Here is a 15704-nt window from a genome sequence, read left to right on the forward strand (position 1 = left end):
ACCGGGAAAATGGCATACGCATGAGGTTTCAATCTCTCCCGTGAAGTCCACAGCAACATATCGCTTGAAAATTCCTCAAGAAATATGAGTGAATCCTAATCTTTTGATCGGATTTGTTTTTCCAGCCGCCTCACCGTATCTATGATATCGCTCAATCTGAAAGGCTTTGCCACGAAATCGAACGCCCCTTTGTGAAACGACTCCTTGGCGCTTTCCGGGGTGGCAAAACCGGTGATGACGATGACTCCGGTATCAGGAGCCGTTTCTTTGATGCGCGACAGAAAACGCATTCCATCTTCACCCTCCATCTTCAAATCCGTGATGACGATGTCGAATTTCTTTTCGTTCACCCTGGACATTGCAGATGCACTGTCAGTGAAGGTTTCAACGTCATAACCCGCCTTCTGAAAGGCGGGTTTCAGCCGTTTGCAGACTATTGCCTCATCATCCAGAATCAGGATTTGCAGCTTTGCATCCCTGTTCGTGTTCTCAAGAGAATCGTTCATCTGAGACCTCCGTCCTCTCTTTGATCTGCTGAACGAAATCTGCGACAAACCGGGTAACCTGCTGGTCATTGGTCAGGCGTACGTCCAGTTGCCTCGTATAACCTATCAGTCCGCCCAGGATTTTCATCTTTCCGACCATTCTTTCTTTGGAGCTCTTCTTGATCTTTGCCACAACAAGATCCCCATGAACTTCCACGCGGAAATCGAATTTCTCGAGCACATCAGCGATAAATTTCGCACGGCGGGAACGACGGAGGAAGTCCGTCACCCCGCCAAGGAACCTGAAATAGATATAATTATCGTTAACAATATCGCCGATGTAGGCGTCGAGAAGATTGTAATGATATCCGAGTTTCAGGCTCAGGTTCATGTATTCTTTCGATATCACCGCCAGATTCCGGCCTATCTGGCCCGGGCCGGCCAAAGACGCACTACAGGTTCTCGTAAAACTCGACATGAAACTTCCCAGGTCGACGGAAACCGGGTTGGTCGCCCACATTCCGGATTCGGAAAGTCCCTGAAGCAGTGCCGCCATGGGGACGGACAAGATATCTTCCATGGTGGCAGATTTGGCTTCCGGAGGAAGACGAGTCCCTTTTTCAATATCAATGATAACAAGACCGAGAGGAATATTCGACTCAAGCCGTTTGGGCGTCGTGTTGTGGTACTTGTAATACTTCTCGCTCAGATCGATCAATCTTTCTACTGCCACTTCGTGGATATATCTTGTGATGTCATGGTAAGTCCGGCATCGAGAGGCCTTGAAATCCTCACTGTGCGGATCGATCAAATTGAGGGGATTGATCTTTTTGAGAAGCCTTCGCAAAAGGCGGTATTCATAAGAATCCTCGAAAACATCCTCACCTGTCAGTTCGAAGCGGCTGAGTTCCTTGATGATCCCACGGTACACCGTGTTCTGGGTCGTATCCAGGGTGATCTCATCACCCGTTGCGAGAGATTTCGTGGCTATGCCCGTATCCACGAGAGTCGGCACCCTGTATTCGCGCGCGAGGGTCGACATGTGCCCCGTAGCCGAACCTATGTCCGTAATGATTCCGTGCGCCTTTTGCATGATCCGGGAGTACCTGGGGGACGTATAATGGCTGACCAGAATGGAACCATAGGGAAAGTCATTGAGGTCCTCATCCTTTTTCACCACATAGACTTTTCCCATGGCAATCCCATGCTGAACGACCACTCCTTTACCCGAAAAAATGACCTGATCGGAATGGGTTCCCTCAATAACCCTGGGCATTTTTTCCGGTTCTTTGGGACGAATGTTGAGTGGTCTGGCTTGAAGTATAAAAAGTTTCCCGTCCTTGTTAAAAGCCCATTCCACATCCTGAGGGCGTTTCTTGTAGCGCTCTATGATGAGAGCCGTCTGCGCAAGCTTTTCAATCTGGTCGGAGTTCAGGCAGGGTTGATTTCGAAGCTTTTCCGGGACCTCGATCCATTCCAGGCCACCGGATACTTTTGGGACGAGCTTCATCTCTTTGAATCCGACTTCAGTGGAGTAGGCTGTGTAGGGGGGAGTGCGGTCGATCATGATCGTATCCGATTCGGCAAGGCCCGAAACCACCGTCGGCCCCAATCCCCACGCCGCGCTGATGACCATCTGTTCCTTTTCTGCCGCGATGGGGGCATAAGTATACATGGCCCCACTGACTTCGGCGTCGACCATCAATTGACATCCGACAGCCATGGCCATTTCGTGTTCCCTGTACCCCCGGTGTAGCCGGTAGCGCCAGGCTTCCGAAGAGTAAACGCTGGCCAGTACCTTTTTATAGGCTTCAAGGATGGAGCTTCTGGGAACATTGAGCACGCTTTCATACTGGCCGGCAAAACTGTATTCTCCATCTTCACCCCAGCAACTGCTCCTGACAGCAAACATGAGATCGGTTGTCGGGTACTTCACCGCCATGATATCAACCATGGCGGCTATATGGGAAGCCAGAACCCGCGGCACCTCCCCTTTCAAGATACGTTCGCGGACATTGGTACAAATGCTTTCAAAGCGCTTTTCATCGTTTTGATCCCATTGAGACAGAGCTGTCTCGATATACCCGGTGATGCCGTTGTGTTCCATGAAGTCAAAAAAAGCCTTCGTTGTGACCACAAAACCATCGGGGGTCTGCAGTCCTAGAATATTCCTTATGTATCCCAAGCCGGCAAATTTGTTGCCCACCAGATCAATTGAATCGGCATCCAGATCTTCAAGAAGAATTGTCTGTTTGGTGATGGGAAACGCATGCCTTCCGGCCAGTTCTTCTTGTATTTCGTGCTGGATGCGTTCAAAAGCAATGAAAAGGTCCACATTCTCCTGTTGATTGAGAATGCAGAGATCTGAAATCATTTTAAAAACAAAATCATTGAGCTGTTCGCACGCCTCAAAAATGTACTGACGGTCGAAAATATATTCTCCTCCAAGTTTGTCTCCCATATCCGCCATCAACTCGAGGATTCGGTTGTTTCTCTCCAGAATGCTTCTGAATTTTTTGAAGAGCACCGTGAAGGGAACCGGAGGCTTCGATGGATGAAAGAAGGAGAATATGCTCTTTAGATTCGCTATAACATCCACGCCGTCCTACCCCTTAATGCGCACCCTTGCTCTGGAAGACCATTCCGATGGCCAGGCCGCCCAGTATAGCAATGATAGTCGCTAAAACCCCGTAAATCGCGCCACTGCCAAAGGCCAGATGGGAGAGAAACGCCGGAAATCCTACAAGCTCGACATTTACGGACTCGACAGCACGCCCCAAGATCTCCCCATTATCGACGGCAGCAACTTCCACCGTATATTTCCCGGGAGAAAGACGAGAGGGAATCGGAATCTCGGTTTTGAAAGCTTTCATTCCATTGGAAACAGGGCCGTAGAAGATCTCTTGCTTCAAGTCCCTATACAGTCCCTCCTGCTTTTTGAGCTTCAGGAGTTCTTCCACATTGTTGCCATCGTCCTTCAGAGGAACGCCTGCAGCCGACTCCACCTTTACATCATTTTTCAAACCCGCCAACTGGAGTCGTTCCAGCTCGGAATTCCCGGGCGACACCGGATCTGTCATATCTTTTGGAGTGCAGACAATGCATACATTGGGAACATTCTTAAATGTGAGGGAATCGAGATTCATCCACAGCAACCCAAAAACTTTTCCTTTCTCCTTCATGTGAAGATCGGATGGAGTTCCTATGAAGCGGGCAATCACATCACTTTCTGCCGGAATGTTTCCCATAACGGTGAGGCTGGTGCCATTATAGAGAGCATCGATTTTTATGTTGTTCGGCTGAACATTCACATCAACCTGTTGTTCTGCGGCGAATACGAACGAACAAACCAGCAGGATCATTGCTGCAACAATATTGACAAACAGGTATGCGCGTTTCATCGATCAGTGTCCTCCTATATAGGCCAACAGCACAGATGGAGTAGCCAAGAGTCCATAAAGCATTTTCACCATTACGACCAGCACCAAGGATGCGAGCAATATCTTGAGGTGCTCGCCGTTGAGCTTCCTGCCGATCTTCGCTCCGATCTGTGCTCCGAGCGAAGATCCGATGAGCAAAAGAAGAGCCAGAACAAAATCAACTGTATGGTTTTCCCAGGATTGCATGATGGTGACGTTCATACAGGTGAAGAGAATTTGAAAAAGACTCGTACCTACAACGACATGCATCGGCATTCTCAAAAGATAAACCATGATCGGTACCATGATGAAGCCGCCCCCCACTCCCATGATCGCAGCCAGAATACCGACCAGAATTCCCAAAACCAGGGGCATCAATACGGACAATCTTACCCCGGAACGTTTGAAGTCCATTTGCCAGGGCAGGAGGTTGATGAACCTGGCGTAGGTCGATTCTTTGTGCACAGGCCTTTCATTCTGTTCCAGTTTTTTGCGCATCGACTGAAGGCTCTCCACAAACATGTAGCCTCCGATGATTCCCAGCATGAGCACATAGGTAACGTTTATGAGGAAGTCGGCATTTCCCAGTTGACGGAGCATCTTGATGATTTGAACTCCGAATGTTCCTCCGGCAACGCCCCCCAAAAGAAGGAGTAAGCCCATCTTGAAATCAACGTTGCCGAGGCGGAAGTGAGCAAGAGTCCCTGAAGTGGAAGCACCGACAATCTGGTTGGAATCGGAGGCGGCCGCCACCGTCGGAGGGATCCCCATCATGATGAGCAGAGGCGTCATGAGAAACCCGCCCCCTACTCCAAAAATACCTGACAGAAGTCCAACCACCCCTCCCAGCCCCAGGATGGCAAACATGTTGACGCTATTTCCGGCAATTGGCAAATAAAGATGTACTGGAATACCCATGCATTTACCCTTCTCTTTCCTTGAGTTCTTTGATTTTGCGAGGAGTTACCATTTCCACCCGGCACTTGATTCGGTGTCGAATCTTCTGGATATATGAAAACTCCGGGTCTGTATGGCGCATATCCATTTCCGAATGTTCCACTACCAGCAGCGTTATCTTGTTGAGCTCAACAAATCGAATCACCTCCTCATCGTAATTCCCCTCCGAAATGAAGAAATCAATTTGAATTCCTTCCAATTTTGCCGCTTCAATCAGCAGCTCCAGACGATTTCTGACAATGGATGCCTTGCTCCTTTGCGCATGGACGTTCGCCCCTTTTACAATGCGAGGCGACACCAGAAGCGTATACACTCTGGCATCAATCCTCTTGGCCAACGATATGGCTCTCGACCATGCTTCCCATGCGCCATGGAGTGCGCTCATGCTTACGAGAATCCGTTCCATGCGTCTCCTTTCTGAGTAACCGGCTTAGAGCAACAAGGATGCCACGGGTATAAATTTTCGATATTATTGAATGTAGAGTTTAGTAGACTGCCTTGGATCGCAAAGGGAGAGTAGTAGATGTTTCAATCTGAAAAGTAGGTCTATCCTTGGAGTGAATGCTATTTCAAATTGAAACAGTATAAGAAAGATGCTTCAAGACCGATGAAGCTTTTCAAGCTCTTGAGGCGTGGAATATTCTTTGCTTTCCTTCGTGGAAAGCGAGGAAAAGGTTGATCACATATATGGACGGATGCACTTCTCTCGACTCAAATTTTCGAGGTTGCTATACTGTTTTCAAGGGGACGCAGGAAAGATTTGAGAAGCACTGGAGTGGCATTGAGTCAAGGAGAGAGCAGTTGTTTTTCAATCTGCAAATCGAGGGATTACAATGAATTCAAATAGTTTACTATTCCATCGTTTTTTCGGCTGGGCCAAACCCAGGCTGCAATTGGCTTCCCGTTCCATCATGCGTTCCATCAAAGGGCAAATATTCATTGTCTTTGCTGCGACATTCCTCTCCGTCTGTATCCTTTCCGTCCTTCATTTCTGGAGTCTTTCGACGGTCAAAGAGAGACTCCTGCTGGGCGAGAGATACGACGACCTTCTGAACAACATTCTTGAACTCCGGAGATTTGAAAAGAACTATCTTTTCTACGGCGATCTGGGAAGCCTTCGCGAAGGGCTCGACTACCTCAAGATAATCGATGCATTGACTAGGGAACTTTCGGAAGACATTATGAAGGTAAGCGATCAGAGGGCCTTTCAGTCGTTTCAGAAAACTCTGAGTACATACGACCACTCGCTGAGGACCTTTGAGGAGAACGACAAGACGATTGCGCACCGTGAGGAAATACGTTTACAGGGAAAGACTCTCGTCGACTCCGCAGAACACCTGCTCAAAACCAAGCGCGAAAGGATTCATAAGGCCATCATGCAGACATCTGTGGTTCCTTTCGCATTTCTGGGGGTATTTGTCACTCTCATGCTTTTCATCATCAAACTGATTTCACTGGGCTTGTTGAGACCACTCAAGGTGATGCAGGGCACGATCCAGAGGATGGCCAGAGGCGACTACAGTCCCATTATATATGAAGGGTTGCACACCGACGAGATGTCGGGAGTCATCGGGGCCTTCAACCGGATGGCTCAGGAACTCGAGGTGAACCAGGAAGATCTCCTCCAGGCAAGAAAAATCGCCGCCCTGGGAACTTTTACCGCAGGGATCGCTCATGAACTCAACAATCCCATCAATAACATCTATCTGACCGCGGAAACCCTCATGGACGATTATGCGGAAACCATGGAAACCGAAGGGAAGGAAATGATCTCCGATATACTCGTTCAGGCTGAACGGGCAGGTGAAATTGTGAGAAATCTTCTGGATTTTTCACGAACGGAGCGGCCGGCATTTTCAAGCCTGAGCCCTATGGAGATCATTCAAAGCACGGTAAATTTGCTGAGAAACCAGATCATGCTCGCCGGCATAAAACTGGAAACCAGGATTCCGGATCAACCGGCTCCGGTGAATGGAAACCTCAGAAACCTCCAGCAGATATTTATGAATCTTCTTTTAAATGCTATACAGGCCATGCCCAATGGTGGAAAAATCACTGTGAGCGCTGTGGACGATCTGCCTGACTTTGTGCGTATTGACGTGCAGGATGAGGGAGAGGGAATTGAACCGGAAACTCTGGAGCACATTTTCGAGCCATTTTTCACTACCAAGGAAGTGGGCCGGGGAACAGGTCTTGGTCTTGCCGTCGCTTATTCCATCGTGAAACGGCATGGAGGGCGCATCGAGGTAAAAAGCGAACCCGGCAGGGGAACGGTTTTTTCAGTCTTTCTCCCCAAATCCAGCCCAGGGCAACCACCGATGGAAAAAAGAATGGAAGAGATGAAGGAAAATGCAGGTACGCATTGCAATTGTTGACGATGAAATCATCGTGTGTCGCAGGTTGAGCCAGGCTCTCTCCAAGGATGGCCATGAGGTCGAGGCATTCACCACGGGGCGATCCTTTCTGGAAAGCATGTCGCAGAATCCCTTCGATGTGGTCTTCTCAGACCTGAGGCTTCCGGATTTGGATGGCATGGAGGTCTTGTCGCGAACCAAGGCGATAAAAAACGAAACCGAGGTCATCATCATTACCGGCTACGGCTCCATTGACGGTGCTATCCAGGCCATCAAGGAGGGAGCTTACTATTACACCACAAAACCCCTCAAACTCAATGAAGTGCGTGCCCTCGCCAAAGGTGCGATTGAGAAAATCAGCATGCGGGAGGAGAATCAGCGTTTGCGCGAAGCGCTGAAGGGCGGGGAAAGCCTCAATGCTATTATCGGTACGAGTCTACCCATTCAAAACCTTTTTTCAATGATTCACAAAGTCGCTCCGGTCGACTGTAATATTCTGCTCCTGGGGGCGAGTGGAACGGGCAAGGCTCTTGTGGCCAGAGCCATCCACCAGTTGAGCCCCAGAAATGCCAGCCCTTTCGTATCATTCAACTGCGGCGGATTTACGGAAGAACTCATAAGCAGTGAATTGTTCGGCTATGAAAAGGGTGCCTTCACTGGTGCCACGGCCAGCAAGGTCGGGCTTCTCGAATCCGGATCGGGAGGAACGGTTTTCTTGGATGAAGTCGGCGAAATGCCATTTTCCATGCAAGTCAGGCTGCTTCATGTCATCCAGGAAAAGCGCATTTTGCGCGTAGGCGGGACACGGCCCATTGATCTGAATCTTCGCATCATTGCCGCCACGAACCGAGATTTGAAACACGAGGTGGCACTGGGGAACTTCAGGGAGGATTTGTTTTTCCGTCTTAATGTTGTCACCATACATTTGCCGCAACTCAACGAGAGGAAAGAGGATATTCCACTCCTGGTGAAACATTTTCTCAAAAAGTACAGCCTGGCTTTCCGTAAGTCCGTTGTGGACATTCAGAGTCAGGCGCTGCAAATCCTCATGAACTACAGTTATCCCGGCAATGTAAGGGAGCTCGAAAATATCATCGAGCGCGCTGTGGCGCTTACCGATAGCGACCACATCAGGCCTCAGGACCTCCCCCAGGATCTGCAACAACTCGAGTTCGATACCATTGAAGGAGAAGGACTCCAGTCACTGGATGAGATAGAAAGACGGTATATAGCCAAGGTCCTTGAAAAGACCGGCTATAACAAAAGCCTTACGGCCCAGATCCTGAACATCCCGCGAACCACACTCTGGAGAAAAATGAAAGAATATAAACTTCAATAAAAAAACCTTTGGTGAGAATTCCAAACTCTGTTTCATATTCGTAAACAAAGAGGATTGTGGTACGGTAGTCGCAATTTATTCGGATTGAGATTTGAAAGGACCACAATTTTGCAGTCTAACGATTGTAGTTCGCCGCGCCTAACCCATACGGAAAAAAAGAGCCGCGATCACAAAAAGGCCTGCAACCAGATATTCCAGAAAACTTCCCGTAGTGAAAAGCCCTAAACTCACTTTGCGCGTCGCCACACGAATCCCCATCGGGGTGAGGATATCCCCGGCAAGATGAAGCAGTCCGGGTAGAAAGAGCACCCAGGTTCGAATCATGAAAAATCTCTGAAAGTTTGGCTCTACCGGGATGGAGAAGAGCCGGGGGACGCTTGCCAGGACGTTCGGGAAAGCGTAGAAAACGAGCAAAGGCACCAGCCAGACGAATACTTCGTGGGTCCAGGTTCGATGGGCCAGGATACGCACTCTGCCTATTGATTCCAGTTGATCGGGCAATCCGGCAAATGACGCACAATAGAGGATCTCGGCCGGGTAGAGCTGCATCATGACAGCAATGGAAGCTGCCATGATGGCATGGTTACGCCATTTCAAAGATGTCCCTCCCCGATCAAACATTGAAGCGAAAATGGATGATATCTCCATCCTGAACGGGATAGGTCTTGCCCTCCAGGCGCACGAGTCCCTGTTTGCGGGCCGCCGCATAATCGCCCGCACTGCGCAGGTCTTCGTAAGCCACAACTTCCGCTCGAATGAAGCCTCTCTGAATATCCGAATGAATCACACCGGCGGATTCCTGGGCGGGTAGATTCCTGGTGATAGTCCAGGCCTTCACTTCATCATCCCCGACAGTAAAGAAAGTCGCCAGCCGAAGCAGGGAAAAAGAATGCTGAATGACTCGATCCACAGCGGATTCGACGATCCCGAAATCTTGTTGAAAGGCACGGGCTTCTTCTTCGGGAAGCTGTGCCATTTCCATTTCAAGTTTTCCGCGAACCACCATGAAATCCGCTGAACTACTGGAAATATCCGGCAGCATTTCATCGTCGTCAGAATTATTGACGATCACCAGCAGGGGTTTAGACGAAAGGAACGTAAATCCCCTCAGTTCCGGAGCATTGGCCAGTTCGGGTTTCGTTCTGAGAGGGATTTCTGCATTCAGGAGTTCCGCACAGGCATCGAGCAGTTCTTTCTCGGTGGCAGGGATTTTCTTTCCCCGCTTCTGCTCCATTTCAATCTTTTCCAGTCGCCTCTCGATGGTGGCCAAGTCGGCGATGATGAACTCTTCCTCCAGTTCCCTGAAATCTTTTTCCACACTGGGAGGATCCATGCTGGGGTCCGAAAAATTCCGCACCACCATGAGGAAGGCGTCCATGGGACGCATGTGATTGAGAAGGAGTGCCATGTATTCCTGCTTGTTATCGATTCCCCCGGCCATACCCTGCAGGTCCATGTAGGTGACCTGGGCGTAAGTCGTCTTCTTGGGTTTATAGAGTTCACTCAACCAGTCCACTCTTGGGTCGGGAACGGGAACCACTCCCAGTACCGGCACCACCTGGCCCCCAGGAGGCACAGATTCCCCGGTTCGTCGGGTGAGCGCATTGAAAATGGTGGTTTTGCCGGATTTTCCCAGCCCAATGATTCCAAGTTTCATGTTCAACTCCCTGATTCAATGAAGTTATTTCGGATATTGACTGAACCGCTTATGGATCTCCCTTCGGACTGGCAGATCGGACCTTTGCAACTCCCGAGGCACCGCTTTCACGGGACAGAAAGGCTGATCGAAACAACAAAACTGCTGTATGCAAAAAACCCGATGGATATCCATCCCATCTTTCTGTATGGTAATATCCAATGGCTCCAAACAGATACCCTTTCACCAGACGGATCAACGATGCAGGAACATACTCAAAGCAGGTGAAAACGTCAATCATTCCTCCCATCGAACATTTGCCTCTGCCAAAAGGTCCTCCGTCCATGAGGCGACTGCACCCTCTCTCCGATGAGGTCTGCCGGTCGCTTTTCATCCTCAACGCATGTCTTGAAATGAAGGGAAAACGGAAGGGACCCACATTTCACCAGATTCTGGATCAGTGGCTGAATAGCGGGCTTACAACGGAAAAGGACCTTGCAGCGTGGATTGAAGAAAACTATCCAAAAATTTCACTTCATTCCAGGCAATTCGACCGCGCACGCAGGCGGGCCGATGCGTTTCGCGCTCAGGGGATTTGGGCTGCCGGGTTGAACCAGAACCCGCCTTCGTCCGGGATAGGCTTTGCCTGCCCCCGCCTCCTTTTCGGAAAAGGTACTCTCACGGCAGATCAGCTCTGGGCAGGCATTTTCAATTCCAGAAAAAGCAAGCTCATTCAACCTGATGAAGACTGGGTCGTCGCCCTGCGATCTTTACTGTCCAGCACGCGTTCCCTTGGGATGGGACTTGCAAGCAGCCTGGGAACAAAAACCTATGATCTGGTGACAGTATATGCACAGCATTCAAGGTCCCCTTTGTTCCTGGTACTTCCCTTCGCCATCGAAGACCCGGGGGCGTCCAGAGAGTCTGTTCGACTGCCGGATCCATCGTCTCCGTATCTTATGATCAGCTGCCTCACCCGTGCCGCAAACTGCTCCAGGGCGGACCGCATGGTCTGCCGGGACCGGATCCTTGCCTTCCTTACGGACCTGCACTGGGTCCTGGAAATTCGATCCGAAGGAAACCTTTGGAAGATACTGGAACAACAGCAATCCCTCCGCCCTCGCATGCAGTGGGTTATGAAACCGGAACGCCGGAGGAGCCGGACGGAAGGAAATTTTCTCTTGATGGAAAAATTCCCCCGATGGTCCATGGGCTTTTCCTTGAACCATCTTTCGGACCCTCGTGATATCCCGCCGACCGAAACCTCTTCCGGTATTTCCGTCGGTCCACCCGTTCAGAACGGCTCAGGGCATGAGGCCCGACACCTTCCAGGCCCTTCAGGCATTGAAGCACGAGAAAAAATATCCTGGAAAAGCTACCTCTTCCATTATACCCGCCCGTGCCCCGGGCCGTGGCCCAACCAAGATTACCAGGATTATCTTTTGAGCCTGCTGCAAAACGATCCCCTTGCAGGCCATACCGCTCTCGACACATTGATTCACATCCTGCGTGATACTCACCTTCGAGGCAGTTCCAGGCTGGTGCGGGGAAGCGATGCCGCCATATCCTTTTCCTCCACTCCCCCTCATGAACTCAATACCATTCGGCAGTGGAACCCCGCCCTCATCCGCTGGACCTTTGAACCCTATGGACTGGCCATCGACCGCAAGCTATTGAAAACCCTGGGAGCCAGACCCGCCATTTATGCAAAGAGCGACATTTACGATCGACTGAGAGATTCCGACAGGTTCCGGTTTCAGCGGAACGACCCGCTTCACTGCTCCTGGAAGCATGAACGGGAGTGGCGCCTTCCCGGAGACCTTTCTCTCGGAGAAATCCCTCAAAAGGATTTTTTCGTATTCGTTCCCAGCCTGGAAGACGCCCGGAAACTGACACTCAACGTGGCATCTCATCCACCCATTGTCATTATCCCCTTCGTCCGGCCCGTCGCCTGATGATTTTTTTTGGGAAAGGTAAATGGTGTCAGTAGGAGATAAAAAATGCAGAACAATTTTCTGTATTTTTTCATAACTAACCGATTTTATTAAAATGACCGAGAAACTATCTCAAAAAGCTCCGAATACCCTTGAGCGTCATTCCGATGAAAACCGCAATCCCAGTCCAGAGAGGGCTGGACCCTGACTTCCGCCAGAGTGACGGTGTGAATGAATTTTGAGATAATTTTTAAAGACAAGAGGGGCACGAAGACAAATGCATACAACACAGCGCTTTTCTTCGTATTTCTCTTGATCCTCATGGTTTGCAAAAGAGAAAGGAATGGAGGGGTAAAAAAGGGGATGGGGCGGCAGCGCCCTACTCTCCCACGCAGTCACCCACGCAGTACCATCGGCGCAGAGGAGCTTAACGACCGTGTTCGGGATGGGAACGGGTGTATCCTCCTCGCTCTAGCCACCGCCCCAATATGGGGAAGCTTACAACTGAACAGGGGTTTTATTTAAGAAGCTCTTCCTGGTTTCAATCGGTTGCCTTGAGGATGGTCAAGCCGCACGGCCAATTAGTATCGGTTAGCTCAACACATTGCTGTGCTTACACACCCGACCTATCAACCTCGTAGTCTACGAGGGGCCTTCAGCCCGGGATCGCTCCCGGAGGGGAACTCTCATCTTGGGGTGGGCTTCCCGCTTAGATGCTTTCAGCGGTTATCCCTTCCGAACTTAGCTACCCAGCTATGCCCCTGGCGGAACAACTGGTACACCAGTGGTTCGTCCATCCCGGTCCTCTCGTACTAGGGACAGATCCCCTCAAAATTCCTGCGCCCACGGTAGATAGGGACCAAACTGTCTCACGACGTTTTAAACCCAGCTCACGTACCGCTTTAATCGGCGAACAGCCGAACCCTTGGGACCTGCTCCAGCCCCAGGATGCGATGAGCCGACATCGAGGTGCCAAACAACCCCGTCGATGTGAACTCTTGGGGGTTATCAGCCTGTTATCCCCGGCGTACCTTTTATCCGTTGAGCGACGGCCCTTCCATGCGGAACCGCCGGATCACTAAGACCGACTTTCGTCCCTGATCGAGATGTCTCTCTCACAGTCAGGCTCCCTTCTGCCTTTACACTCTACGGCTGGTTTCCAATCAGCCTGAGGGAACCTTCGCGCGCCTCCGTTACTCTTTGGGAGGCGACCGCCCCAGTCAAACTACCCACCAGGCACTGTCCCCGAAGAGGATAACTCTTCCGGGTTAGAACTCTAAACGCATAAGGGTGGTATTTCAAGGTTGGCTCCGCGAGAGCTGGCGCTCCCGTTTCTCCGCCTCCCACCTATCCTACACATACACGCCCAAAATCCAATGCCAAGCTATAGTAAAGGTGCACGGGGTCTTTCCGTCTAGCCGCGGGTACTCGGTATCTGCACCGAGACTGCAATTTCACTGAGTCCCTGTTTGAGACAGTGCGGAAGTCGTTACGCCATTCGTGCAGGTCGGAACTTACCCGACAAGGAATTTCGCTACCTTAGGACCGTTATAGTTACGGCCGCCGTTTACTGGGGCTTCGGTTCAACGCTTCTCTTGCGATGACATCTCCCCTTAACCTTCCAGCACCGGGCAGGCGTCAGACCCTATACGTCGTCTTGCGACTTTGCAGAGTCCTATGTTTTTAGTAAACAGTCGCTACCGCCATTTCTCTGCAACCCCCTTCGGCTCCAAGAGCCAGTCTCTTCACCTAATGAGGGCACACCTTCTCCCGAAGTTACGGTGTTATTTTGCCGAGTTCCTTAAACAGGGTTCTCTCACGCGCCTGAGGATTCTCTCCTCGCCTACCTGTGTCGGTTTGCGGTACGGTCACCTGGTCAGCTCGCTAGAGGCTTTTCTTGGTAGCCTGGGATCAACCAGTTTATGGGCTTTCGCCCTCCTCATCACCTCTCGGCGTTACCAAGGCTCCGGATTTGCCTGGAACCTCCGCCTACTGGCTTGAACCGGGACTTCCATCACCCGGCCGGCCTACCCTTCTACGTCCCCCCTTCACTCGAACGCTAACCCGGTGGTACAGGACTATTAACCTGTTTCCCATCACCTACGCCTTTCGGCCTCAGCTTAGGGACCGACTAACCCTGGGCAGACGACCTTTACCCAGGAAACCTTAGGCTTACGGCGAGCGGGATTCTCACCCGCTTTATCGTTACTCATGTCAGCATAATCTCTTGCAGCTCCTCCAGCGCTCCTCTCGGTACACCTTCAACGGTCACTGCAATGCTCCCCTACCCAAGATCCGAAGACCTTGCCGCAGCTTCGGTAGAATGCTTAGCCCCGTTAAATTTTCGGCGCAGGCACACTGGACCAGTGAGCTGTTACGCTTTCTTTAAAGGATGGCTGCTTCTAAGCCAACCTCCTGGTTGTCTGTGCGTATCCACATCCTTTCCCACTTAGCATCCATTTCGGGACCTTAGCTGACGGTCTGGGCTCTTTCCCTCTCGACCACGGAACTTATCTCCCGTAGTCTCACTCCCGAGGATGATATAACGGCATTCGCAGTTTGATTGGGTTTGGTAATCCGGTAAGACCCCTAGCCCATTCAGTGCTCTACCTCCGTTATTCTCGCCTCGAGGCTGCACCTCAATGCATTTCGGGGAGAACCAGCTATTTCCAGGTTTGATTAGCCTTTCACTCCTATCCACAGCTCATCCCCTAAGTTTTCAACCTTAGTGGGTTCGGGCCTCCATCTCGTGTTACCGAGACTTCACCCTGGCCATGGATAGATCACCTGGTTTCGGGTCTACTCCCTGCAACTCAATCGCCCTATTCGGACTCGCTTTCGCTTCGGCTCCACCTAGCGGCTTAACCTTGCCACAGAAAGTAACTCGCTGACTCATTATGCAAAAGGCACGCGGTCAGACAGATTCCGAAGAATCATCGTCCTCCCACTGCTTGTAGGCAAACGGTTTCAGGTACTATTTCACTCCCCTCCCGGGGTGCTTTTCACCTTTCCCTCACGGTACTTGTTCACTATCGGTCGCTGAGGAGTATTTAGCCTTGGAAGATGGTCCTCCCAGCTTCCCACGGGGTTCCACGTGCCCCGCGGTACTCAGGGGTTCCCTAAGGTGTGAATAAAATTTCGCATACGGGCCTCTCACCCTCTATGGAAGACCTTTCCAGGTCCTTCTGCTATCCACTCACATCCTATATCGGGACCCTACAACCCCTCCGGCTCGAAAGCCAAAGGTTTGGGCTCCTCCGCGTTCGCTCGCCGCTACTTGCGGAATCTCTCTTGATTTCTTCTCCTCCGGGTACTGAGATGTTTCAGTTCTCCGGGTTCGCCTCCCTTGCGGGATGATTGGCTATTACGCCAACCGGGTTTCCCCATTCGGATATCTCCGGATCAATGCCTGTTTAGCGACTCCCCGAAGCTTTTCGCAGCTAACCGCGTCCTTCATCGCCTCTCAGCGCCTAGGCATCCACCGTTTGCCCTTCCTAGCTTGACCAACCCCTTTCAAGGCAACTGGTTCAAACCAGGATTCTGCTTCTTCTAAAAAACCCCTATTCAGTTGTCAAAGATC

Annotated in this window: 10 protein-coding genes and 2 rRNA genes; 3 read left to right on the top strand and 9 right to left on the bottom strand. The window is 50.9% G+C overall.

Features of this window, described 5'->3' with window-relative positions:
• Positions 1-95 precede the first annotated feature (95 nt).
• The 5 genes from QMG16_RS09165 to QMG16_RS09185 are packed head-to-tail and all read right to left on the bottom strand — an operon-like array spanning position 96 to position 5267.
• A complete protein-coding gene (locus QMG16_RS09165; RefSeq protein ID WP_281793674.1) occupies positions 96-506 on the bottom strand; it encodes a response regulator in 411 nt (136 codons plus the stop codon).
• A complete protein-coding gene (locus QMG16_RS09170) occupies positions 490-3084 on the bottom strand; it encodes a PEP/pyruvate-binding domain-containing protein (protein WP_281793675.1) in 2595 nt (864 codons plus the stop codon). Before QMG16_RS09170 ends, QMG16_RS09165 begins: the two co-directional genes overlap by 17 nt.
• A gap of 13 nt (positions 3085-3097) precedes the next feature.
• Positions 3098-3886: a TIGR02186 family protein gene (locus QMG16_RS09175; RefSeq protein ID WP_281793676.1), complete on the bottom strand. Its 789-nt coding sequence runs from the start codon at positions 3884-3886 to the stop codon at positions 3098-3100.
• A 3-nt stretch (positions 3887-3889) separates the two neighbouring features.
• Entirely contained in the window at positions 3890-4822 is a 933-nt protein-coding gene (locus QMG16_RS09180; RefSeq protein WP_281793677.1) for a sulfite exporter TauE/SafE family protein, read from the bottom strand.
• Positions 4823-4826: 4 nt separating this feature from the next.
• The gene (locus QMG16_RS09185) at positions 4827-5267 is read right to left on the bottom strand and encodes a universal stress protein (RefSeq protein ID WP_281793678.1); all 441 of its coding nucleotides are present in this window, start codon (positions 5265-5267) and stop codon (positions 4827-4829) included.
• A 427-nt stretch (positions 5268-5694) separates the two neighbouring features.
• Between QMG16_RS09185 and QMG16_RS09190 the strand changes: the two genes are divergently transcribed.
• Positions 5695-7236, top strand: a complete 1542-nt coding sequence (locus QMG16_RS09190; protein ID WP_281793679.1) for a sensor histidine kinase — start codon at positions 5695-5697, stop codon at positions 7234-7236.
• Positions 7211-8554, top strand: coding sequence for a sigma-54-dependent transcriptional regulator (locus QMG16_RS09195; RefSeq protein WP_281793680.1), 1344 nt, complete (start codon positions 7211-7213; stop codon positions 8552-8554). Before QMG16_RS09190 ends, QMG16_RS09195 begins: the two co-directional genes overlap by 26 nt.
• A 138-nt stretch (positions 8555-8692) precedes the next feature.
• On the opposite strand, the gene QMG16_RS09200 is transcribed toward QMG16_RS09195, so the two are convergent.
• Together QMG16_RS09200 and QMG16_RS09205 are read right to left on the bottom strand one after the other, a co-directional pair.
• A complete protein-coding gene (locus QMG16_RS09200) occupies positions 8693-9151 on the bottom strand; it encodes a metal-dependent hydrolase (protein ID WP_281793681.1) in 459 nt (152 codons plus the stop codon).
• A gap of 16 nt (positions 9152-9167) precedes the next feature.
• On the bottom strand, positions 9168-10211 hold the full coding sequence (locus QMG16_RS09205) for a DUF933 domain-containing protein (RefSeq protein WP_281793682.1): 1044 nt from the start codon (positions 10209-10211) through the stop codon (positions 9168-9170).
• 323 nt (positions 10212-10534) lie between these two features.
• Here QMG16_RS09205 and QMG16_RS09210 point away from each other — a divergent pair, with 323 nt between their 5' ends.
• Positions 10535-12145, top strand: coding sequence for a hypothetical protein (locus tag QMG16_RS09210; protein ID WP_281793683.1), 1611 nt, complete (start codon positions 10535-10537; stop codon positions 12143-12145).
• 345 nt (positions 12146-12490) lie between these two features.
• Here the strand turns inward: QMG16_RS09210 and rrf are convergent.
• Positions 12491-12607 (bottom strand): 5S ribosomal RNA (gene rrf, locus QMG16_RS09215).
• A 77-nt stretch (positions 12608-12684) separates the two neighbouring features.
• Positions 12685-15629: ribosomal RNA gene (locus QMG16_RS09220) — 23S ribosomal RNA — on the bottom strand.
• Positions 15630-15704: the final 75 nt, after the last annotated feature.

The sequence above is a fragment of the Desulforhabdus amnigena genome (genome assembly GCF_027925305.1).
Lineage (GTDB): Bacteria > Desulfobacterota > Syntrophobacteria > Syntrophobacterales > Syntrophobacteraceae > Desulforhabdus > Desulforhabdus amnigena.

Excerpts from the sequence above, each read along its gene's own strand:
- QMG16_RS09165 (WP_281793674.1), bottom strand. The coding sequence starts at position 506 with ATGAACGATTCTCTTGAGAACACGAACAGGGATGCAAAGCTGCAAATC.
- QMG16_RS09175 (WP_281793676.1), bottom strand. The coding sequence starts at position 3,886 with ATGAAACGCGCATACCTGTTTGTCAATATTGTTGCAGCAATGATCCTG.
- QMG16_RS09180 (WP_281793677.1), bottom strand. The coding sequence starts at position 4,822 with ATGGGTATTCCAGTACATCTTTATTTGCCAATTGCCGGAAATAGCGTC.
- QMG16_RS09185 (WP_281793678.1), bottom strand. The coding sequence starts at position 5,267 with ATGGAACGGATTCTCGTAAGCATGAGCGCACTCCATGGCGCATGGGAA.
- QMG16_RS09190 (WP_281793679.1), top strand. The coding sequence starts at position 5,695 with ATGAATTCAAATAGTTTACTATTCCATCGTTTTTTCGGCTGGGCCAAA.
- QMG16_RS09195 (WP_281793680.1), top strand. The coding sequence starts at position 7,211 with ATGCAGGTACGCATTGCAATTGTTGACGATGAAATCATCGTGTGTCGC.
- QMG16_RS09205 (WP_281793682.1), bottom strand. The coding sequence starts at position 10,211 with ATGAAACTTGGAATCATTGGGCTGGGAAAATCCGGCAAAACCACCATT.
- QMG16_RS09210 (WP_281793683.1), top strand. The coding sequence starts at position 10,535 with ATGAGGCGACTGCACCCTCTCTCCGATGAGGTCTGCCGGTCGCTTTTC.